This is a genomic window from Pedobacter sp. NJ-S-72 (assembly GCF_053890575.1).
The window spans coordinates 2,095,885-2,117,489 of the sequence record NZ_CM132681.1 but is presented as its reverse complement, the minus strand read 5'-3'; the positions used below and the strand labels follow the sequence as shown (position 1 = coordinate 2,117,489).

Genomic DNA, 21,605 nt, shown 5'->3' with positions numbered 1-21,605 from the left:
AATAAGAAAGCGGTCGTTTTGTATTTTATTCATAATTCTTAGTTACGTATAAATAACCTTTGTAGTCATTGGTTACGCCCCATGAATTTTTAACGATATAATACTCTCTGCCATTCTGATCTTTAGTTAATCCAACGATATGCATACCGTGGTCATCAGTAGTTTCATAGTTATCAAAAGCTAACTGACGGTTTTCCTGAGTGATTTCCATTTCTGGTTTTGGCTCGCTGAACATAGATGTTTTTTCCTGCTCATTCATTTCTTCATATGGTTTAGCCGGGATATAAGCCACACCATTTTTGTAAGAGAATGATTTTTCACTTACGTCGGTAGCCCATGCTACTGAATAACCATTTTTCAATGCGTTGTCAATGATATCAGTGATTTCATTCACTTTAACGTTGTAAACCTGGTCAAATGACCAGTTATCCTGTACTAACAAAGTAAATTTGCTGTAGAAAGGATGATCATTGAATGAAGATAATTCTACATAATCATCAGGATTAATGCCAACTACTTGTTTTGCGAAAGTCTGTGGAGTATAGCTTTTACCTTTGTAATCGAATTTTTCAGGAACCTGTCCTAAATAAGAATCAATTACAGCTGTATAAGCTTTTTGCCAGTTTGGTGTTAATGTTTTGTTTGGGTTTTTAACTACTGCTTCTAGTACAGCGGTAGTAATTGCACCCATTTCGCCAAATTTATTGATTTTAGTACCATAGTTTAAACCAGTATAGTTTACTTGTGGAACCGCACCGTATTGTCTGAACATATTAATTACATCATGCAAAGCACCACCATCACCTAAAGTTACTGCTCCGTGCATACGTACATAATTTTTACCTTTTTCTACATAAGCATTGCGAGCTGAGAAGATTTCAGATAAAGCTACAGGCTCTTTTCCCATTCTGATCATTTCTGATTCAAGGAAAGAGTTTGTAGAATAACTCCAGCAAGTTCCTGAAGAACCCTGGTTTTTAACAGATGTATTTTCAAGGTTAATCACGTCCGTGAATTTGAAACCTGAGTGCTGTTTGCAGATTGATTGTTTTTTAAAGAATTTACCAGGTTGTCCTGTGCAAATCCGAAAGTGGATGTTAATAATAGTCCTGAGGCGAAGACTAAAGGTTTAAATATTGATTTATTCATTATTGTGTGTTTAATTAGTATTCGAGGTAGTAATTGTGCGCAACATTATTGCATTTGCATATCTTTGCTTGGCAATGTACATCTTTTAGACAATATTGAAAAAATATTAACAGGAAAATATTCTGAACAACATAAAATTTACAAAGTAAACTATTGGACGTTATTTTATTTGGCTTATTTGGTGAAAAATGGTCGGATATCTTAAGTTTGTAATTTAAAGCGAGATCAAATCTGATGAAATATATGAAGGCAAAAGAAGTAACTATCCTTACTGGATTTTTAGGCGCAGGAAAAACAACAGTTCTGAATGCGGTAATTTCGAAAATGAAGGATACACGCTTCGCGATAATAGAGAATGAAATTGGCTCGGAAAGTATAGATGCAGGGCTGATCATTAAGGGGGATGAGGATGTTGTAGAGCTTAATAATGGTTGTATCTGTTGTACGCTGAATGATGATTTATATGATATTTTAAATAATTTATGGGAGAAGAAGGATTCCTGGGACCACCTGATTATAGAGGCTACAGGAATTGCTGATCCTGCGAATATTGCCCATCCATTTTTGACCATGGATCAGGTGAAGAGAGGATATGATTTAAAAAGAGTGATTTGTATTGTAGATGCTGAGCTGGTTGAAGATCAGTTAAAAGAACGTCCTGAGGCTATTCAGCAAATTGCTTTTAGTGACAGTATCTTATTAAATAAGGTGGAACGGGTAAGTGAAAGTTATGTCATAGAGTTACAGGCTATCTTAAAGGCTATCAATCCGTTTGCAGAAATTCTGATTGCCACGAAAGATGATTTTCAAGTCAAAAAGATGTTTGCCAGGGAACGTTTTGCCAATTTTTACAGTAATCCCAAACCTGTATCTACGCGCCAAAGGGAATGTTCAGTTTAGGAACTGGTATGAATGAAAAACAGCCTTTAATGGCTTTTGCAGCTTCTCATAACCGTCATGAACACAGTGATATTGAGACAATACTTTTAAAATATAAAGAGAGTCTGGATATTGAGGCGCTTGAACATCGGATGATGGTATTTCTGATTGCGCAGTCGGCTAATGTATACCGGATCAAAGGAATTATTTACAGCCATATTTTTTCGAGTAGAATTGTGTTGCAGACTGTTGGTAAATCACTTTCTATTACTTTAGGTGAAACCTGGCTGCCGGATGAGATCAGGGAGACTAAGATTGTTGTGATCGGGAAAGACCTTAAAGTATATGGTTTTGACAAAATGTTCCGTACTTGTCTGTACCCTGATTCTGAACAAAAATAGTAAATTGCCCTCATGATATTTCGCTATAAATCCCTGTTACTTCTGTTTATTGTATTGACTTCCTGTTCGTCACGAAAAGCAATTCCTGACCCGATTGTTGAAAATGGAGTAAGCAGATCACTGGCGGTTTATCGTAAATCAGTACTTACTGCTATTCATTATAAGCTTGAACTGAGTATACCTGCTGAGAAAACGGTGGCGATTTCGGCACATGAAGTGCTGAATTTTAAATTGAGTGCTGTAAGATTGCCTTTGCAGCTGGATTTTAAAGAAGATCCTTCGAAAATCAGTTTGCTGACTATTAATGGTAAAACAGTAGCTGTGAAGCATGATAAGGAACATCTGATCCTGCTTCCGCAATTTTTGAAAAAGGGTGATAATGAAGTGCGCATTTTATTCAGGGCAGGTGAGGGTGCATTAAATAGAAACTCAGATTATCTGTATACTTTATTTGTTCCGGACAGAGCGAGAACTGTTTTTCCATGTTTTGATCAGCCTGATTTGAAAGCGATTTATACGTTGACACTTCATCTGCCTAAAGATTGGAAGGCAATAGCAAATGCTGAACTTAAGGATTCTGTGCAGGAACAGCAGCGTAAAAATATCATTATAAGACTTCTGATCTGCTAAGTACTTATCTTTTTGCTTTTGCTGCTGGTAAATTTGAGCTTTATAAGGGAACAGTAAATAAGCTGCGGGCAAATTTTTTATACCGTGAAACGGATCATGATAAGCTTAAACCAAGTTTACCTGCTATATATAACATTCATTCTGCCTCCTTAAAATATTTTGAAGATTGGACGGCTATATCTTATCCTTTTCAGAAGTTTGGGTTTGTGGCTATTCCTGATTTTCAATTTGGTGGAATGGAACATCCCGGAGCAATTCAATATAAAGCAGCCAGTTTGTTTTTAGATGCTGGTGCAACCAAAGATCAGCTTAATGCACGTAATAATCTGATTGCGCATGAAACAGCTCATATGTGGTTTGGTGACCTTGTGACTATGGACTGGTTTTCGGATGTTTGGATGAAGGAGGTGTTTGCCAATTTTATGGCTGATAAAAGTGCGGAAGAATCGGGGGGAAAGGCCGATTACTCGCTCTTAAATTCCTGATCGATCACTTCCCTGCTGCTTATGCTGTAGACCGTACATTAGGTGCTAACCCTATTCGTCAGCCACTGGATAACCTGAAGGATGCGGGAACACTTTATGGTAATATCATCTATCATAAGGCTCCTGTTATGATGCAGCAACTGGAAGCGCTGATGGGAAAGGATAAATTTCAGGAGGGGGTAAGGGAGTATTTAAAGAAATTTGCCAATAGTAACGCTTCATGGCCTGATTTAATTCGTATTCTGGATGCACATACGCCGGTTGATCTGGAGAAATGGAATAAGGTATGGGTAAATGAGAGCGGCAGGCCTGTTATTGATTATAAAATAGTTTACGCGGGGAATAAAATCAGTGCACTTACTTTAACACAGCAAGCTGAATATGGAGAAAAAAGAGTCTGGCCACAAGCTTTTGAGGTGACTTTGTTTTATCCCGGCTCAGTTAAGGTAATCAGTGCTGATTTAGCGGAAGAGAAACTGGAGCTCAAAGAAGCGGTTGGGCTTGATAAACCCTTGTTTATTCTTTTCAACTCGGCAGGAGATGGTTATGGGCAGTGGCCGGTTGATCCTTTAATTCCACAGTATTTGTCTGGCCTGGAAAAACCATTACACCGATCTGTTGCCTATATCTCGTTATATGAGCAAATGCTGAGTGGAAAAACTGTTCAGCCTGTGGCTTTATTGACACTTTTTAGCCAGAGTTTGGCAAAAGAGGGTGAAGAGCTTAATATTAGATTACTCAGTAATTATATCAGTACTATTTACTGGCAGTTCAGTGATGCTAAAGAGAGACAATCGCTGTCAGTTGCGCTGGAAGATAAATTGTGGTCGGCGATGCTATTACAAAAAAGCAATAATAACAAGAAACAGCTTTTTAAAGCTTATCAGGATGTTTTTCTGAGTAAAACGGCAAGAAACAGGCTTTATCAAATCTGGAAAAGCATGAAAGCTCCTGCCGGAATAACGCTTTCGGAGGATGATTATACCAGTCTTGCGCTTTCATTAGCTGTTAGGGGGGATGCTGATGATGCTATTTTAGGTGTACAGGATTCAAGAATTACGAATCCTGACCGGAAGAAGCGTTTTGAGTTCATTATACCTGCTGTTTCTGAAAAGAAAAGTGTGAGAGATGATTTTTTTTTTTGATAGTTTGAAATATCCTGCTAACAAGGCAAAAGAGTCAAATGTACTTGCTGCTTTGTATTATCTTCATCATCCGCTGCGCCAGCAATATAGTGTGGGTTATTTAGAGAAAAGTCTTGGTTTGTTAGAGGAAATTCAGTCTACTGGTGATATTTTCTTTCCGCAATCCTGGTTACAGGCTACATTTGGAACTTACCAGAGTAAAGCAGCGGCAACTATTGTAACTGAATTTCTTAAAAACCACCCGGATTATAGTCCCCGGTTGAAAGCGAAAATCCTGCAGGCAACTGATAATTTGTTCAGAGCAGTGAGATTATCGTCACAGGGGGGTAAATAAGAGACATTATCCGAAAGCTAAATGGATATACGAATATTTTCAACATTGATATTGAAAATATTCGTATATTAGTGTTCTAAAATTCGAAGATATGTCAGCTACAAGTGTGTTACTTTCAGACAAACGGACAGAAACACTTCGCGTCAAATTTAATGCAATCGACGTAAGTGATGATATGAAGGTCTTTCAATATGCAAGACAGGGGCTAAAACCGGGGTTATTTTATGATTTTGCTGAAGCGATTAATATCTCTAATAAATCGCTGGCAGATCTGATTAATATATCCTCCCGGACAATCAGTAACTATAAAGAACAAAAAAAATTGCTGGAGCCTGTTTATGGAGAGCATTTGCTTAAATTAATAGGTCTTTATAAAAAAGGTGTAGAGTTATTCGGTACTGTTGATGAATTCAGTTATTGGTTAAATAAGCCTTTCTGGAATTCAAAAGAGCGTCCTATGGACTGGTTAACGACTCCCGGAGGTGTTGACCTGGTAACAGATGAACTCATAAAAATGGCCTATGGCGATGCTGTTTAAATTGATAGATGATTGTATTCAGAATAGGGCATAAAAATTATGCTGGCTCACTTACTGCATCAGGAGTAAATGGAAGATGGGCCTCGGCTGGTAAACGTGTAATTTACTGTGCAGAAAATATCCCATTGGCATTCATGGAAAATATGGTACGAAGACAGGGGGTGGGTTTCAATCAGGACTTTAAAACCGTTTTTATTGAGATTCCTGACGATTTGCTAATCAGTACTGTAGAAGAAAGTAAAATGGACCCTGACTGGCGTGATCCTTATGATTATAGCCATTGTCAGCCGATAGGTAATAAATGGTTTGATGATCTGAGATTTCCTGTGCTTAAGGTTCCATCGGCTGTCATGCCTGAATGTAATAATTACGTGCTCAATACGCTGCATCCTGATTTCAAAAGGATTAAATTGATTGCGGTAACAGATCTTGTTCCGGATGAAAGAATAGAAGATATCTTAAAAAAAAATACCATTAATTTTCTCGAAAAATTAAGACAAATAATATCAGGTCAGCAAATCTCAAGATGGGTTCAAAGATTATAAAATTTATATTTTTCGGTAACTACTTTATCGGCTTGCTGGCGGTGGCTTTGACTATCGAATCTACATTGCAGTTAAAGGTACCTTTCAATTCCCTTAGCTATTATATATTATTATTTCTTGCACCAATTGTCTATTATACTTATGCGTATATGGGCGCGAAAAGTAGTCAGAAGACGCAAAATCCCCGGACGGCATGGTACGCAGAACACCGTAGTTTTGTCCGTTTGAGCCAGCTGATCCTGAGCCTGGTTTGCGGGGCACTTATTTTTTATATGGTGGTCAGTAATTTTGATGCCATATTACATTTGCCTCTTGAATACTGGGTCGTTGTAGGTGTGGTTGTGGGGATGGCTGTCTTATATTATGGTTTAGTGCCTGTCTTTTTCTTTAATCTCAATTTACGAAATACGGGCTGGTTTAAACCTTTTATTATTGGTTTTGTATGGGCGGCTACTGCTAATCTTTTACCGCTGATTTTACTGAAAATACAATCTAATACAGATGTAGCCAAAACTACATTCTGGTATTTCCTTTTTGTGAAAAACTGGATGTTTTGTACGGTAAATGCGATTATGTTTGATGTAAAGGATTACGCAATTGATTCTAACAGTCAGCTTAAAACGTTTGTCGTCAGGATAGGCCTGAAGAAGACCATATTTTATGTGTTGATCCCGCTATTGATTACGGGGATTTTATCATTGCTGATTTTTGCTTATATCGAACATTTTCCTACGCCAAGGGTGTTGATTAATCTGATTCCCTTTGTGCTGACTGCAATCGTCGCTTATTCTATGAACAATAGAAAGAAGATATTTTACTATCTTATCGTCATTGACGGACTGATTATGGTAAAGGCAGTTTGTGGCATTATTGCTATGCAGTTTATTTAAGAATGATGAAGAATAATTATGATAGTATAGCTGGATATTATGTATGTGCTCAGCAGAATGATTTTCTTCCGTGCACAGGTGAAGGCGCAGATTGACCAGTTGCATGCTATCCCGGCAAATAGTATTATTTTAATAGCAGGAGGAGGGACGGGATGGATATTGGAAGAAATAGCTAAAATTCATCCTTCGGGTTTAACTATTACTTATGTTGAAATTTCTTCTAAAATGCTTGATCTTTCTAAGAAAAGAGATGTAAAAGATAATATCGTTACGTATATCCATGCTGCAATGGAAGATTTTAAAGCAGTAGTCTCTTATGATGTTTTAATTACGGCATTCTTCTTTGATAATTTTTCTGCGGATAATGTTCAAATAGTCTTTAATCAACTCAATAATTTGCTTAAATCGGGTGGGGCCTGGCTATTTTCTGACTTTTATTATACTGAGAAGTCAGGAAAGAGGTGGCAGTGGTTGTTATTGCATACTATGTATTTGTTTTTTAGTAAAATTTCATCTGTAGAAGCAAAATTGCTGGTGAATAATACGGAATATCTATTTGAAGAAAATACCTATCTCTCCTTGAATACTGCTTTTTACTATAGTGGTTTTATTAAAACTATCATTTATCAGAAAACAAATTAGATTAATTCAGTTTATAGTGCTGTCTGGTCTTTATTCAGAGGTAATCTTATTGTTTTTGTATTTTTGATGGGCTGACTAGTCAGTATAATGTCATTTAAGTGCTTTATAACTGTATGTTTACGTTTAATTAGCTTAATTTTTATCTGTAAAGGAAATGATCGGTCGCTAATAGCCCTGTTTTTGGTATTCTAAAGCCTAATTGTTTGAATTTAATAAGTATTGATTTGAACTGAATATTTTCGGTTGATGTTATAACAGATACTTTTGCTATGTACAAAAAACACTAAGTAGAATATCGATTTAACTAACATCAATCTAATGCCCCGAATATCATTTTCTACAATTCTTTTTTCCTCTTTCCTGTGTACTGCTGTAACTGTCGATGCCCAAACTTTAAATATGAGGATGCCATTCATACAGCAATTACTAATTATGGAACTATAAAGGCAAAAGGCAATTACGTGAGCGCCTCTAAACAGACAGTTGAACAGGCCAGAAGGGAATACCTTCCCAATTTTACACTTGCTGCACAGCAGGATTATGGTACAATCAATGGACAGAACGGGCCGCTCTCTGCTTTAGGCGGATTAAGTACGGCTTCGTCTGGTCCGGCACTTCCCCAGCAAAACTGGAATGCTGCTTTTGGTGCCCTTTATCTTAGTAATATAAACTGGGATTTTTTTAGCTTCGGCAGAATCCGTGAAAAGATCAATGTTTCGAAAGCAGCGCTTAAGAGGGATGTAAATGACCTGAATCAGGAGATTTTTCAGCATGAAGTACGTGTGTCTGCTGCTTACCTGAATTTACTTGCTGCACAGCGCCTGACTAAATCGCAGCAGAAGAACCTGGAGAGAGCGACAATCTTTAAAAACAATGCAGTTCTGCGTGCAAAAAATGGATTAATGCCGGTGTAGATTCTTCATTAGCTGGTGCTGAAGTATCAAATGCTAAAATTGCACTGACTAAAGCGATAGATCTTGAACAGGAACAGGCTAACAGGCTTGGTATCCTGATGGGGGTAACTGCTACTGGTTTTAAAGTGGATACAGCATCAATAAACCATGTGCCGCAATCGATTTTATTAGCGGATACGAATGTGAATTTTAAAGAGCATCCGCTTTTGAAATTCTACAGGGACAGAGTGGATCTGAGTAATCAGCAATTGAATTATTATAAGAAACTGGCGTATCCAACATTCTCTTTAATTGGGATATTGCAGGGCAGAGGCTCTGGATTTGATACTAATTATCCAAATAATCTGAATGCTTACTCACATAGTTATGGGGATGGTGTTAATCCAACGCGTGGTAATTATTTATTTGGTGTTGGTGTGACCTGGAACTTAACGACCATTTTACGTAATTCTCCGCAGGTTAAAGCACAACGCTATATTTCGAGTGGTTAGAGAATGAATATGAACTGGTGAACTGGTGAGTCAGCAATTACATGCTCAGCTAGCACTGGCGGAAAGCAAGATCAAAAATGCAATGGACAATTATAATGAAGCTCCTGTACAGGTAAAAGCGGCAAGTGAAGCTTATTTGCAGAAGAGCACTTTATATAAAAATGGGTTGACTACAATTGTAGATCTGACGCAGGCTCTGTATGCATTGAACAGGGCAGAGACTGATCGTGATATTGCCTATACGAATGTATGGCAGGCTTTGTTATTGAAATCAGCTGCATTGGGTGATTATAATCTATTTATTAACGAATTTTAAGCCGCTACCCAGATATGAATTTAATACGTTTCGCACTACGTAAACCCATTTCTATAATGGTGTTTGTTGCCGGTTTACTGTTTTTTGGTATCAGCGCCATGACCAGTATCAAGGTAGATATTTTGCCTCAGATGAATTTGCCGGTTATTTATATCGCCCACCCGTTCGGGGGATATACGCCTACGCAATGGAATCTTATTTTGCTAAAAATTATGTGAATGTTTTGCTTTTTGCCAATGGGATAAAGAGTATTGAAACTAAAAATACGCAAGGGTTGATGCTGATGAAGCTGACCTATTATGAAGGAACAAATATGGCACAGGCAGCCTCAGAGCTGAGTGCACTATCGAATCGGGCCCAGGCAATCTTTCCGCCTGGTTCCCAGCCCCCCTTTATTATCAGGTTTGATGCTTCTTCGCTGCCTATCGGACAACTGGTATTAAGCAGCCCAACACGCAGTAATAATGAGTTGCAGGATTTAGCTAATACTTATGTCCGTGCTTCTTTTACTGCTATTCCAGGTTTGTTGGCTCCTGCGCCTTTTGGGGGTAGTCCGCGTACTGTGGAGATCAACGTTAATCCTGGATTGATGCGGTCACATAACCTTACGGTAGAGCAAATTGTTAGCGCGATTAGCACAAACAATCAGACAGCGCCTTCTGGAAATGTGCGTATAGGAGATAAAAATTATATTACACCTACTAATTATACGATTAAAAATATCAAGGATTTTGAAGATATTCCTTTATTTAAAGGAGGTGTTCAAAATCTTTACTTACGTGATGTTGCCAGTGTAAAAGATGGGGCAGATATTACGAATGGTTATGCCCTGATTAATGGCAAACGTTCTGTTTATTTGAGTATTGCTAAATCGGGAGATGCTTCTACCTGGGACGTTGTAAAGAATCTGAAGGCTAATCTGCCTAAAATTCAAAATACTTTACCTGAGGATGTGAAGCTGTCTTATGAATTTGACCAGTCTGTATCAGTAATTAATGCAGTAGAAAGTCTAATTAGTGAGGGTGCGATTGGTGCTATTCTGACTGGATTAATGGTGTTATTGTTTTTAGGGGATAAAAGAGCTGCATTAATTGTTATTCTGACGATTCCTACTTCGATTATTGCAGGTGTATTATTCCTGAAATTATTTGGACAGACAATCAATATTATGTCGCTTTCGGGATTGGCACTAGCGATTGGTATCCTGGTGGATGAATCTACGGTAACGATCGAGAATATTCACCAGCATTTTGATATGGGTAAACCTAAAGCGCTGGCAATATGGGATGCCTGTAAGGAGATTGCTTTTCCAAAATTGCTGATCCTATTGTGTATCCTGGCGGTATTTGCACCAGCGTTTACGATGACAGGTATACCGGGAGCATTGTTTTTACCGTTGGCCCTGGCTATTGGATTTTCAATGATCATATCTTTTCTGCTTTCCCAAACTTTTGTACCTATCCTGGCCAACTGGCTAATGATAGCACATCCGCATAAACATAAGAAGACTGATCCTACGATTACTGATGATGAAGATGCTTTCAATCAGACGGGGTTAACGCTTGAATCTGAGCAGGAAACATTGAATCAGAAGAAGATCCTGGTAGAGAGAGAATGTTATAACGAAGAAGGAAAAGTAACCTTGTTTGATAAATTCAGAAACAGGTTTATGCGTTTTATTGACAGGTTGTTTTTGATTCGTAAGCCGGTAGTCATAGTTTATCTGGTTGTGATTATTGGTTCAGCAATTCTGTTATTGAGCAATATCGGCCGTGATGTATTACCTAAAGTAAATTCAAGCCAGTTTCAGTTGAGGATGAGAGCTCCGGATGGTACACGATTAGAAAGAACTGAAGAAAAAGCAAATCTGATTCTGAAAGTCCTGAAGAAATTGGTAGGGCCTGAACATGTGGGAATTACTTCTGTTTATGTAGGGCAGCATCCGGCTTTGTTCTCCGTGAATCCTATCTATTTATTTATGGGTGGGCCGCATGAGGCTGTTTTTCAGATAGCACTGAAAGATTATCATGTGAATATGGATGAACTGAAAGATAAGTTGCGTGATGAGGTTAAAAAAGAGATGCCTGATGTGAAACTATCATTTGAGCCTATCGAATTAACTGATAAAGTATTAAGCCAGGGTTCTCCAACTCCTGTTGAAGTCAGAATTGCTGGTAAAAACAAAAAAAATCAATGAAGAATATGCAAATAAGATCTCTGCTGAATTAAAGAAGATTGAGTACATGAGAGATGTACAGATTGCACAGCCGATTAAATATCCTTCTTTAAATATCAATATTGACAGGGTACGTGCAGCACAGCTGGGGGTTGATTTAGCTGATATATCTAAATCGCTGGTTGCTTCGACATCGTCTTCCCGTTATACAGATAAAAATAACTGGGTAGATGAGAAAATTGGCTTATCCTATGGTGTACAGGTACAGGTGCCTTTAAATCAAATGAATAGTAAAGAGGATCTTGGTGAGATTCCTTTATTGAAAAATAGCAGCAGACCTGTATTGAGTGATGTGGCTACGATCAAACCGGATACTACTTATGGTGAAAATGATAACCTTGGGGCTACTCCATATCTTTCTGTAACCGCAAATCTGAATGATAAAGATTTGGGCTCAGCAAATAAGGATGTGGCAGTAGCTATAAAGAATATAGGCGAACTGCCAAGGGGAGTTTGTTGTGGAACAGATTGGTCTTGGAAAGGTACTGAATGATACATTGAGCAGTTTGCAAAATGGTTTACTGGTTGCTATTGTGGTAATTTTCCTGATGTTGTCTGCTAACTTCCAGTCTTTCAGGGTTCCACTGGTAATTCTTGCGACTGTTCCGGCTGTTGTACTGGGTTCTTTGTTATTACTGAAGTTAACTGGTTCAACGCTTAACTTACAGTCTTACATGGGGATTATCATGTCAGTCGGGGTGTCTATTGCGAATGCTGTACTACTGATTACCAATGCTGAAGAGTTAAGAAAACACAATGGTAATGCATTGCAATCTGCGAGAGAAGCGGCAGGTTTACGTCTTCGTCCTATCATTATGACGAGTGTGGCGATGGTAGCTGGTATGTTGCCTATGGCAATAGGACATGGAGAAGGCGGGGATCAGGTTTCGCCTTTAGGAAGAGCTGTAATCGGTGGATTGATTGCTTCAACTTTTGCTGTATTAATTATTACCCCTGGTATTTGCATGGGTGCAAGGTAAAGTTTCTACACAATCGTTGTCATTGGATCCGGAAGATGAAGAAAGTGCACACTATATAAAAGGATTAAAAGATTAAGGTGTTATCACCATATTATAAAAAATTGAACAGGTACATAGATTATCATATAATGAACAAGAAAATATTCAGCCGAACTTCCCTCTTTCTAAGCAGCATCGTATTCGCAGCCATAATAAGCAGCTGTAATCACGAAGAGAAAAAAGAAAATAAAGAAGCTGACAAAAAGCCTGGGATTAAAACCTTTGTTTTAAACAAAGAAAAAATGGCTACTTCATTAAGAATACCTGGTGAGCTGATCGCTTACCAACAGGTAGACCTTTATGCTAAGGTAAGCAGCTTTGTGAAAACTTTAAAAGCGGATATCGGCACGGAAGTTAAACAGGGACAATTGCTGATGACGCTTGAAGCACCAGAATTGACTTCGCAGCTTGCAGCTGCTGATTCTCGTTTGATCTCAGGAAGCAGTTTATACGGCGAGTAAAGCAAATTATGACCGTTTATTTGAAACGAGCAAAACACCGGGTACAATTTCCAAAAATGATCTGGATCAGGCTATTGCAAGAAGAAACTCTGATCTGGCACAGTTTAATGCAGCAAAGGCTTCTTATAAAGAAGTAGGTTCGATCCAGAATTACCTGGAGATCCGTGCTCCTTTTGATGGCGTGGTTTCTTCGAGAAATGTGAATTTGGGTGCCTATGTAGGGCCTTCTGGAAAAGGATCTGAATTTCCTTTATTTACTATACAGCAGCAAAAACATTTACGTTTGGTTATTTCTGTTCCTGAGTTGTACACAGGTTATCTTAAAGAAGGGGATGAAGTAACTTTTACGGTGAAATCACAGCCTGAAATGCTATTTACTGCTAAAGTTAAAAGATTGTCTGGTGCACTGGACCAACGTCTGCGTTCAGAAAGAGTGGAAATGGATGTACCCAATCTGACTAAAAAGCTTTTGCCGGGAATGGTAGCGGATGTTTCTATACCGTTGCCGGCAAATGCCAGTACTTTTACTGTTCCTAAAACGGCTATGGTTGATAGTGCGGAAGGTGTATATGTGATTCGTTCAAAAGATGGAAAAGCGGAGAAAGTAAGTATTAAAAAGGGCCGCGAAACTGATGATAAAATAGAGATTTTTGGAGATATCAAAGAGGGGGACGTTCTTGTTAGTCAAGCGAATGAAGAAATTCATCCAGGAGACGTTATCAAACCATAATATTACACAAAAAAATATAGGGACATCTTAAAATTTATGCAATTTTAATGCGTGAAAAAAAGTATGTCCCTTCAGGAGTTTTATGAGATGTTTGCGGTCAACAGACCTGATGTCACTATTCCAAATCCTATACTTGATGCACATACAGGACATTTTAATGTGTTTAAAAGGTTCGGCTATTGCACATTGAACCCTTCTCCTTATAACAGAAGGGATTTCTATAAAAAAATATATCATCATTGGCAAAGGGGTGCTTCATTATCCAAACCAACGGATAGAAATTGATGGATGTGCACTGATGTTTACGAATCAGACTATTCCATATTCATGGGAAGCAACTTCTGAATTCCAATCGGGGTATTTCTGCTTATTTACTGAAAATTTCATGCGTCAGCGAACTGAGCCGCTAAAGAATTCGCTGCTGGCACGGATACAGGATAATCCTGTTTTTTATATCAAAGAAGAGCAGCAGGAAAATGTAGCACGGATATTTGAGAAAATGATGGCTGAAATGGAGAGTGATTACACATATAAGTATGATTTGATACGCAATTATGTGAATTTACTGATCCATGAGGCTATGAAAACCCGCCCGTCGGAAACACAGGTTAAGTCAAATAATGCCTCTTCACGTATTGCTTCTCTGTTTTTTGAATTACTGGAAAGACAATTCCCTATTTATTCCCCTGATCACGTGCTCCAGCTGCGTACAGCAAATGATTTCGCTGAACGCTTATCTATACACGTAAATCACCTTAATCATGCTGTTAAAGAAGTAACAGGTAAAACTACTTCAGAACATATCTCCGGGCGTATTGCAAATGAGGCTATCGCTCTGCTCACCCATACAGAATGGAATATTTCAGAAATAGGTTATTGTCTGGGTTTTGAATATCCAGCCAACTTTAATCTTTTCTTCAAACGCCAGACTATGGCTGCGCCAAAATCATTCAGAGAGAAAACAATTGGCTTAAGTTAGTGTTGTTTTGCTGTAGGAGATGGCTTATAGCATTTTCGTAAACGTATGTTTTTGATTTTTTTTTATGTTACAATCGTGATTTGGTATGATTTTTAACATACATTAACATCTTAATTGAGAAACATTTGGTTAATTAGAGTTATTATATAATAAACAAATAGTTATCATATAATGCACATCTTATCGTGTGTTTGATTAAGCAGTTATTTGCATAAATTTTAACAAAAAGACTTAGGCCAGGCGTTTTAGATTATGATTGATATCAGAGAGAAGAAGTCTTTTTGTGTACTGACTATACTTGTTTTTCTTTTTACTCTCCAGGCTGCGGCTCAGGGTACAGTGATTTCAGGAACTATAATAAATATTAAGGATAGAAGCCCTATTCCTTATGTTACAGTTTTGTTCAAGGGGTCTAAGGTAATGACCAGAACAGATATTAACGGGAAATATGAGATCAGTACCACAGAACCTTATACCCAGCTACAGGTCGAATATATGGGTTTTAAAACACGTTTTTTTTCAGTGATAACTGGTAAAGAACAAGTGCTGAATGTTAAGCTGCAGGAAGAATCACAGAATCTGAACGAAGTGAATATCAGCTCGAATAAAAAGGCTGCTTATCGTAATAAGGACAATCCAGCAGTAGAGCTGATCAGAAAAGTTATTGAGCATAAGCCCATGAACAGGCTTGAAAGTGCGAAAAACGTGGAGTATCAGCAATATGACTGGATGCAATTTTCGCTAAGTAACTTATCTGAGAAATTCAAAAACAAAAAGCTTTTCCGTAAATACCAGTTCTTATTTGATGAGCAGGATTCTTCTGAGATTGGGGGCAAGAATATCATGCCAATTTATCTTCGTGAACGCTTATCTAAAAACTATTATCGTAAGAATCCTGAAAAAACGAAGGTAATTATGCTGGCTGATAAACATGTGAATTTTGATAATGGCTTGGTGGATAATAATGCAATTGGTAACTATTTTGAAAGGATGTATGCGGATGTAAACATCTATGATAACAATATCATTTTTACAAATAGCCAGTTTTTAAGCCCTATTGCTGATGGTGCACCGACGTTTTATAAGTTCTTTATCACGGATACAATTAAGACCAGTAAGCCCAATTTAATAGAGCTTTCATTCATCCCCCGTAATAAGAATGCACTGCTGTTTGAAGGCAAGATTTACATTACAATGGATGGTAAATATGCTGTTCAGAATGCGCTGTTAAGAACTGGTAAAGGGGTAAATATAAATTTTGTAAGGGCTCTGGAAGTTAAACTTAATTTTGAACAGGATTCTTTAGGGAAGTTTCACCTGAGTAAAAGTCATCTGTTAATGGATTTTGGTGTAGGCAGCGATGGTGGAAGAGGCTTTAAAGGAGAAAGAACTGTTATTATAAAGGATTATAAGACAAATATTGCACAGCCTGATGCTATTTTTAAAGGGGAAAGCCTGGTGATGGTTCCGGAAGCAGAAAACAGGTCAGATCAGTTTTGGGCCGAGAATCGCCTGGATACTCTAGCAAAGGAGAAAGTCAAAATCTATCACAATATGGATAGTCTGGGCAAAATGAAGTCTTTTAAACGGTTGATGGATGTTGCCTCTTTCCTTTTTATAGGTTATAAAAAGTATGGCCCGATTGAGGTTGGCCCTATTTATACTTTTTATAGTTTTAATAGTCTGGAGGGATTCAGATTAAGATTAGGCGGACGTACAACAACAGATTTCAGCAAAAGATTTTACTTTGATACTTATGCTGCCTAGGGGTTCAAGGATGAAAAATGGAAGGGTTATCTGAGTGGGGCTTATGCATTCAATAATAAATCAATTTATACTTTTCCCCAGAGTTTTATCCGTGCGAGTTTTCAAAGAGATGTAGATATCCCGGGGGATGGTGCGAAAAATATCATTCCTGAAGATAATTTTGTCTCTTCTTTTAAACGTGGAGAGAGTAACCAATTTCTGTATAGTGACTATTACAGGTTACAATATATGCAGGAATACAGCAATCACTTCTCTTTTAATCTTGGATTTAAAAAATGGACTCAGACTGCTGCGGGGACTCTTGTTTTTGATAGTTATGTAAATAACCAGATTGTTCGTACTGATCGTGTAACGAGTTCGGAGCTAAGTCTGGATTTGCGTTATGCTCCACATGAAAAATTTTATCAGGGTAAAACTTTCCGTGAAAGGCTGATTGAAAAATATCCTGTATTTAATCTTAACTATGCGGTTGGTGTAAAAGGCTTGTTTGGCGGGCAGTATAATTATCAGAATATCATGGGTACCATTGATAAACGTTTCTATTTATCGCAGTTTGGCCGTTCGGATATTCGTGTAGAGGCTGGTTATATAGCTGGTAAGGTGCCTTTCCCACTACTTGATATCCATAGGGCTAATCAGAGTTACTCTTACCAGGTTTATGCTTATAATTTGATGAATTTCATGGAATTTGTAAGTGATCATTATGTGAGCTTGAATATAGATCATAATTTTAACGGCCTGATCTTGAATAGAATCCCATTGATCAAAAAACTGAAGCTGAGAGAGTATATTACTTTTAAAGGTCTTTATGGTGGCTTGAGAAAGGAGAATGACCCGAATCAGAACCCTTCTTTATTACAGTTCCCTGTAAATGGAGATGGTGTTAAAACAACTTATTCATTGGGTAAGCTGCCTTATATAGAAGGGAGTATAGGGATTGGTAATATATTTAAAGTTATCCGTTTGGATTTAGTAAGAAGATTCAACTATCTGGATATAATCCTGGTATCGCTAAATATGGTGTAAGGGCGAAAGTGCAGTTTGAATTCTAAAATGCTTCATTAATGCCCACAAAGACTCCGTTTGATCCTTTCCCGAAACCATAGTCAAGGCATAGGTTAGTTCGTGTATGTTTATTGAACAGGATACGTAGTCCGGCTCCTCCTCCTGGTTCCCAGTAGCTGAGTAGTTTGGTGTGGAATTGGTTATTTGCCGTCTGCATATTAAAAAAGGTCACTCCACTAATCAGTTTATTTGCTGTGATTGGAAATCTGTATTCTAATTCATTGTAAAAATAAGAGGGGCCTTTAAAACGGGCAATTGTATACCCTCGTCCAAGACGCTGATAAGTGTCACTACCAGTTCCTGGTAATTCTAAATAGGGGATATGACCATTCAATAAATAAGATCCCCATAACCAGAAAGCAATGACATGCTCTGGGTTTTTTCTGGATAATGACCAGTATTTTCTCACTTCTGTTTTCAATTGAGTGGAGTTTCGGTCACTTCCCAGCCATGTTTTGTTTGATCTGAGTGAGAGATTGACGTATACTCCTTTGTACGCACGGAATGGCTGGTCGCGTGTGTCGTATTGCAAATTAAGAAGGAACCCGCTAGCTGAATAACCATAGGTCGGAAATCCATTTTTAACACTATAAAAGTGATTGCGGGTTTTTGATTTTGCGGAGTTCTCACGTTCATCATCAATATTTGTATAATAATTAAAGGCAAAACCTGCACCTGCATAGAAATTATCAAATATTTTCCTGTAGATATTTTCGTAGAGTTTTGCATAAGTATATTTAATCGGAAATATTCCCGGGTCATCTTTACCTGTGCCAATTCCATGGTCAAGAACTACTGTTTTTCCAAACTCCCAGCTTCCCTCCAGATACCATTTATTTCCTTCAGAATACACATTGTGTTTTAACTGTATTAAAGCCAGTTGATTAGTAGATACTGCACCAAATGCATCAAAAATAGATATAGTTGTTGTTTTTTCGGGGCGCCAAATATTTTTGTGATGGAAACATCTGCACCAAACATAAATCCTGTACTTGGTGTATAGCCAATAGATGGGAGTATCGCCAGACTGCTTGTTTTTTTGAAAGTTGTATCAGGTTTTTTGTTTTTCTTAAACAATATTTTGAAAATATCGCTTACATCCTGTTGCGCTACGGTGTCTTTTAAAGGCAGTTTTTCTTGCGCAATTAATGCACATGAAGTACCCAGAAAAAGCAATAATGCAGAGAGAAAATAACGAAACATATATTTTTTAAAATTACAAAGAATAAATTCAATCTTGTCAAGCCTGTCTCATAAATTTCATTACTTTTAACTATGTTGATTCAACCGGCAGTCTTAACTGCTATAGCCTTATTAGCTGCGGGAGGGTGTTTTAGTATTTATACTCAGAAATTAACTGCAGCTGCGGCAATTACGGGTGTAGTTTGCGGAACGATAATTTATCTTGGCGCTGGTTATATGGGGCTGGCTTTTGCTGGCTGCCTTTTTTTTATGCGGAACACTGTCAACTGCCTGGGGAAGAAAGTTGAAAGAACAACTTGACAAGCCAGGTGATTCGGCCCAAAGGAAACCCGGACAGGTATTGGCTAATGCCGGGACAGCAACCATATTTTCTTTCTTAGCTATAATTTTTCCTGGGTATGCAACGGTTTTATTGTTAATGATCGCAGGGAGTTTTGCATCAGCCACTGCAGATACGCTGTCTTCGGAATTAGGTATGTTGTATGGAAAAAGATTTTATAATTGTCTAATCTGGAAAAAAGATACGAGGGGACTGGATGGGGTAATTAGTTTGGAAGGTACACTAATAGGTGTAGCTGGTGCAGGGCTGATTGCATTGATTTATGCACTGTTTATTATGGCAGATAGTCGTATATTTATTATTGTTTTTTTTGCTGGTTTTGCAGGTAATTTATCGGATTCTGTAATGGGCGCAAGCCTGGAACGTCGTAATTTTTTGAGTAATAATTGGGTGAATTTTTCAGTACGCTATTTGCCGCAGGTATAACTCTATTATTAATCAGTGTTTTCTGATAATTTTAATTTTCTGATCGTCAAATGAAATATTTATATTAGAAAATATTGAAAAAGACCCTTAAAATTAACTAAAATTGTCAGGATAAAACAACCAGTTGATGCAGGTTGTTAATATTCATTAAAAAAATGAATAAAAAAAAGGGACAGAGATAAAAATGTTACCCTGAGAATTGAAATAGTAAATTATGAACCCGACATGATTCAAATAATTATTAAACCCGAAGGGCAATAATTATTTGAATCATCAAAGGCTCCATCTGACAAAAAAGAAAATAAATAAATAGATGAAACAAATATTGAAGATAGGACTGGATTCTGCAGCCCCGTTTCCCTTACACAGCGATTACAATTCATCTGTTTTTGAAGGATTTGAGGTAGATATGATCCAGGCAGTTGCTGAAGTTTTGAACCTTGAATTACAATATGAGGTTTCATTATGGAAAACTATCCTCGAAAAATTATATAAAGGAGAGCTGGATATGATCTGCTCTGCTGTAACAATGACTACCTCCAGACAAATGATCCTGGAATTTAGTAAACCTTATCTGCAATTTCAATTATGTGCAGTTGTTAATGGGGGAGATAGCCTGTCTGATTTAAGTAGTTTTAAAAACAAGAAAATAGGTATCCGTACTGCTACTGAAGCGGAGAAATATGTGATGGCACAATTCCCGGGGAATGCGACAGTTCACACAGATACGAACGATGAGTTATATAAAAAACTGCTTGCTCATAAAATTGATGTTTTGATAGATGATTCACCAATTGTGGGTGGTTTTCTGGCAAAGCATAAAACATTGGAAATTGGGATGTTTATGCCCGGAACCGAGTCTGAATATGCTATAGCGATGAAAAAAGGTGATCTTGTGCTTAAAAATCAAATTAACGAAACTCTTGCTTTATTAAAGAAAAATGGTGTATATGATTCGATCTATGATAAGTGTTTTAATAATATTAAACTTGTCTGAACCCATCTCGGTAATTAATTGTAAATTTGTATCCTAATATTCTTCGTGAGTTGTAAGATAGGGTACAGTGGATAAGAAAAAAAAATAAAGACAAAAAACATTCGAAGTCAAAGTCCAAAAAGAAAAAGGAGTGTTGTGAAAAATATAAAAAGGGCAAACGCTGTGACAATTGTCCTTTTGGATAAACTCTTTTCAGGCTTTTGAAGACTTCGTTGCGCTTAGTATAATTTCAATTAAACGGGCGTTATCCTCTCTGTATGCATCTTCGAGCCACATATACTGTCCCATTTCTGTATCGTAAATTGCAACACCAGGGCCATGTTGAGGTCCAAGACTGCCAAAATATTTATGACATTCCATTATAGATCCTAATCTGCAGTACCAATCCTGATCTAGTTTGTAATTGATGTTAATTGCTAAGTATCTCATAATCTAAAATAATAATTGTGCTAATGAACTTCAAAAAAAAATTATATTAAGAGGTCAGTACCCTATATAATAAACCTCCTGCACCAAACAAAAAGGATTTCTGATTGCTTTTATAGTTGTATACTAAGCTATTGATTATGGAAAAAATAATTCAGGCCCTGTTCAGTACTGAAGCAGAGGCATTTAAAGCAATGCAGGCCATTCAGCAATTAGATGCATCACAAGAAGTTTCTTTGGGTGAATCTTATATTCTAAGTAAAGATAATGATGGGAATACGGCCATTAGATCTGCTAAAGATGAGGCAGAAGGATATAGTGCAATAGGGGGTGGGATTATCGGTGGATTAATCGGTTTACTTGCAGGGCCACTTGGTTTTCTTGTAGGTATAGGAGCGGGTATGGTTGCTGGTTCTGTGGGAGATACAGTTAGAGCGGAAGGTGTTTCGGATTATCTGGATAAGGTTTCTGCAAATATCCCAAATGGCAAGTTCTTATTGATTGCTCATGTCTGGGAGGATTTTGAAATTCCTGTCAATACCGTGTTAGACCCATTAACTTCTCTCATATTAACCGGACAAATGTAGATGATGAGGT

General features: G+C 37.6%; 24 protein-coding genes and 2 pseudogenes. 22 read left to right on the top strand and 4 right to left on the bottom strand.

Features of this window, described 5'->3' with window-relative positions:
* Window positions 1-25: 25 nt before the first annotated feature.
* Window positions 26-1,006 carry an aminopeptidase C gene (locus tag ACWYN3_RS14135; protein ID WP_456221720.1) on the bottom strand — a complete coding sequence of 327 codons (981 nt, stop codon included), beginning with the start codon at window positions 1,004-1,006 and terminating at the stop codon, window positions 26-28.
* A gap of 377 nt (window positions 1,007-1,383) precedes the next feature.
* Here ACWYN3_RS14135 and ACWYN3_RS14130 point away from each other — a divergent pair, with 377 nt between their 5' ends.
* The 18 genes and pseudogenes from ACWYN3_RS14130 (at window position 1,384) to ACWYN3_RS14045 (ending at window position 17,577) form a co-directional block, all read left to right on the top strand.
* On the top strand, window positions 1,384-2,049 hold the full coding sequence (locus ACWYN3_RS14130) for a CobW family GTP-binding protein (RefSeq protein WP_456221719.1): 666 nt from the start codon (window positions 1,384-1,386) through the stop codon (window positions 2,047-2,049).
* A complete protein-coding gene (locus ACWYN3_RS14125; RefSeq protein ID WP_456221718.1) occupies window positions 2,037-2,429 on the top strand; it encodes a GTP-binding protein in 393 nt (130 codons plus the stop codon). The genes ACWYN3_RS14130 and ACWYN3_RS14125 overlap by 13 nt, the downstream gene beginning before the upstream one ends.
* 12 nt (window positions 2,430-2,441) lie before the next feature.
* Window positions 2,442-3,059, top strand: a complete 618-nt coding sequence (locus tag ACWYN3_RS14120; protein ID WP_456221717.1) for a hypothetical protein — start codon at window positions 2,442-2,444, stop codon at window positions 3,057-3,059.
* On the top strand, window positions 3,053-3,544 hold the full coding sequence (locus ACWYN3_RS14115; protein WP_456223008.1) for a M1 family aminopeptidase: 492 nt from the start codon (window positions 3,053-3,055) through the stop codon (window positions 3,542-3,544). Before ACWYN3_RS14120 ends, ACWYN3_RS14115 begins: the two co-directional genes overlap by 7 nt.
* On the top strand, window positions 3,505-4,689 hold the full coding sequence (locus tag ACWYN3_RS14110) for a M1 family aminopeptidase (RefSeq protein ID WP_456223007.1): 1,185 nt from the start codon (window positions 3,505-3,507) through the stop codon (window positions 4,687-4,689). Before ACWYN3_RS14115 ends, ACWYN3_RS14110 begins: the two co-directional genes overlap by 40 nt.
* Window positions 4,673-5,023, top strand: coding sequence for a hypothetical protein (locus ACWYN3_RS14105; RefSeq protein ID WP_456221716.1), 351 nt, complete (start codon window positions 4,673-4,675; stop codon window positions 5,021-5,023). The genes ACWYN3_RS14110 and ACWYN3_RS14105 overlap by 17 nt, the downstream gene beginning before the upstream one ends.
* 91 nt (window positions 5,024-5,114) lie before the next feature.
* Complete coding sequence (locus ACWYN3_RS14100; RefSeq protein WP_456221715.1) at window positions 5,115-5,561, top strand: antitoxin Xre-like helix-turn-helix domain-containing protein; 447 nt, start codon at window positions 5,115-5,117, stop codon at window positions 5,559-5,561.
* A gap of 8 nt (window positions 5,562-5,569) precedes the next feature.
* The gene (locus tag ACWYN3_RS14095) at window positions 5,570-6,106 is read left to right on the top strand and encodes an RES family NAD+ phosphorylase (protein ID WP_456221714.1); all 537 of its coding nucleotides are present in this window, start codon (window positions 5,570-5,572) and stop codon (window positions 6,104-6,106) included.
* The gene (locus ACWYN3_RS14090) at window positions 6,088-6,996 is read left to right on the top strand and encodes a hypothetical protein (RefSeq protein WP_456221713.1); all 909 of its coding nucleotides are present in this window, start codon (window positions 6,088-6,090) and stop codon (window positions 6,994-6,996) included. Before ACWYN3_RS14095 ends, ACWYN3_RS14090 begins: the two co-directional genes overlap by 19 nt.
* Before the next feature lie 39 nt (window positions 6,997-7,035).
* A complete protein-coding gene (locus tag ACWYN3_RS14085; RefSeq protein WP_456221712.1) occupies window positions 7,036-7,638 on the top strand; it encodes a class I SAM-dependent methyltransferase in 603 nt (200 codons plus the stop codon).
* A 461-nt stretch (window positions 7,639-8,099) separates the two neighbouring features.
* Window positions 8,100-8,552, top strand: a complete 453-nt coding sequence (locus ACWYN3_RS14080; protein WP_456221711.1) for a TolC family protein — start codon at window positions 8,100-8,102, stop codon at window positions 8,550-8,552.
* 98 nt (window positions 8,553-8,650) lie between these two features.
* On the top strand, window positions 8,651-9,043 hold the full coding sequence (locus ACWYN3_RS14075) for a TolC family protein (protein ID WP_456221710.1): 393 nt from the start codon (window positions 8,651-8,653) through the stop codon (window positions 9,041-9,043).
* A 25-nt stretch (window positions 9,044-9,068) separates the two neighbouring features.
* A complete protein-coding gene (locus ACWYN3_RS14070; protein ID WP_456221709.1) occupies window positions 9,069-9,359 on the top strand; it encodes a TolC family protein in 291 nt (96 codons plus the stop codon).
* 14 nt (window positions 9,360-9,373) lie between these two features.
* Window positions 9,374-12,651, top strand: a pseudogene (locus tag ACWYN3_RS14065) (efflux RND transporter permease subunit).
* 52 nt (window positions 12,652-12,703) lie between these two features.
* Window positions 12,704-13,075, top strand: coding sequence for a hypothetical protein (locus ACWYN3_RS14060; protein WP_456221708.1), 372 nt, complete (start codon window positions 12,704-12,706; stop codon window positions 13,073-13,075).
* 46 nt (window positions 13,076-13,121) lie between these two features.
* Window positions 13,122-13,805 (top strand): efflux RND transporter periplasmic adaptor subunit, encoded by a 684-nt coding sequence (locus ACWYN3_RS14055; protein ID WP_456223006.1) that lies wholly within the window; start codon window positions 13,122-13,124, stop codon window positions 13,803-13,805.
* 250 nt (window positions 13,806-14,055) lie between these two features.
* Window positions 14,056-14,784 (top strand): helix-turn-helix domain-containing protein, encoded by a 729-nt coding sequence (locus tag ACWYN3_RS14050; protein WP_456221707.1) that lies wholly within the window; start codon window positions 14,056-14,058, stop codon window positions 14,782-14,784.
* 252 nt (window positions 14,785-15,036) lie between these two features.
* Window positions 15,037-17,577: pseudogene (locus tag ACWYN3_RS14045) on the top strand (DUF5686 family protein).
* A 22-nt stretch (window positions 17,578-17,599) separates the two neighbouring features.
* Here ACWYN3_RS14045 and ACWYN3_RS14040 read toward each other — a convergent pair.
* Both ACWYN3_RS14040 and ACWYN3_RS14035 read right to left on the bottom strand, forming a co-directional pair.
* A complete protein-coding gene (locus ACWYN3_RS14040; RefSeq protein WP_456221706.1) occupies window positions 17,600-18,469 on the bottom strand; it encodes a BamA/TamA family outer membrane protein in 870 nt (289 codons plus the stop codon).
* Between the two features lie 17 nt (window positions 18,470-18,486).
* Window positions 18,487-18,819 (bottom strand): hypothetical protein, encoded by a 333-nt coding sequence (locus tag ACWYN3_RS14035; RefSeq protein WP_456221705.1) that lies wholly within the window; start codon window positions 18,817-18,819, stop codon window positions 18,487-18,489.
* A gap of 72 nt (window positions 18,820-18,891) precedes the next feature.
* Here ACWYN3_RS14035 and ACWYN3_RS14030 point away from each other — a divergent pair, with 72 nt between their 5' ends.
* The 3 genes from ACWYN3_RS14030 to ACWYN3_RS14020 all read left to right on the top strand — a co-directional run bounded on the left by ACWYN3_RS14030 (window position 18,892) and on the right by ACWYN3_RS14020 (window position 20,582).
* Window positions 18,892-19,119, top strand: coding sequence for a hypothetical protein (locus tag ACWYN3_RS14030; protein WP_456223359.1), 228 nt, complete (start codon window positions 18,892-18,894; stop codon window positions 19,117-19,119).
* Entirely contained in the window at window positions 19,022-19,585 is a 564-nt protein-coding gene (locus ACWYN3_RS14025; RefSeq protein WP_456221704.1) for a DUF92 domain-containing protein, read from the top strand. The genes ACWYN3_RS14030 and ACWYN3_RS14025 overlap by 98 nt, the downstream gene beginning before the upstream one ends.
* A gap of 313 nt (window positions 19,586-19,898) precedes the next feature.
* Window positions 19,899-20,582, top strand: a complete 684-nt coding sequence (locus ACWYN3_RS14020) for a substrate-binding periplasmic protein (RefSeq protein ID WP_456221703.1) — start codon at window positions 19,899-19,901, stop codon at window positions 20,580-20,582.
* Window positions 20,583-20,774: 192 nt separating this feature from the next.
* Here the strand turns inward: ACWYN3_RS14020 and ACWYN3_RS14015 are convergent, their stop codons facing one another.
* Window positions 20,775-21,011, bottom strand: coding sequence for a hypothetical protein (locus ACWYN3_RS14015; RefSeq protein ID WP_456221702.1), 237 nt, complete (start codon window positions 21,009-21,011; stop codon window positions 20,775-20,777).
* A 137-nt stretch (window positions 21,012-21,148) separates the two neighbouring features.
* Between ACWYN3_RS14015 and ACWYN3_RS14010 the strand changes: the two genes are divergently transcribed.
* Complete coding sequence (locus ACWYN3_RS14010) at window positions 21,149-21,595, top strand: hypothetical protein (protein WP_456221701.1); 447 nt, start codon at window positions 21,149-21,151, stop codon at window positions 21,593-21,595.
* Window positions 21,596-21,605: the final 10 nt, after the last annotated feature.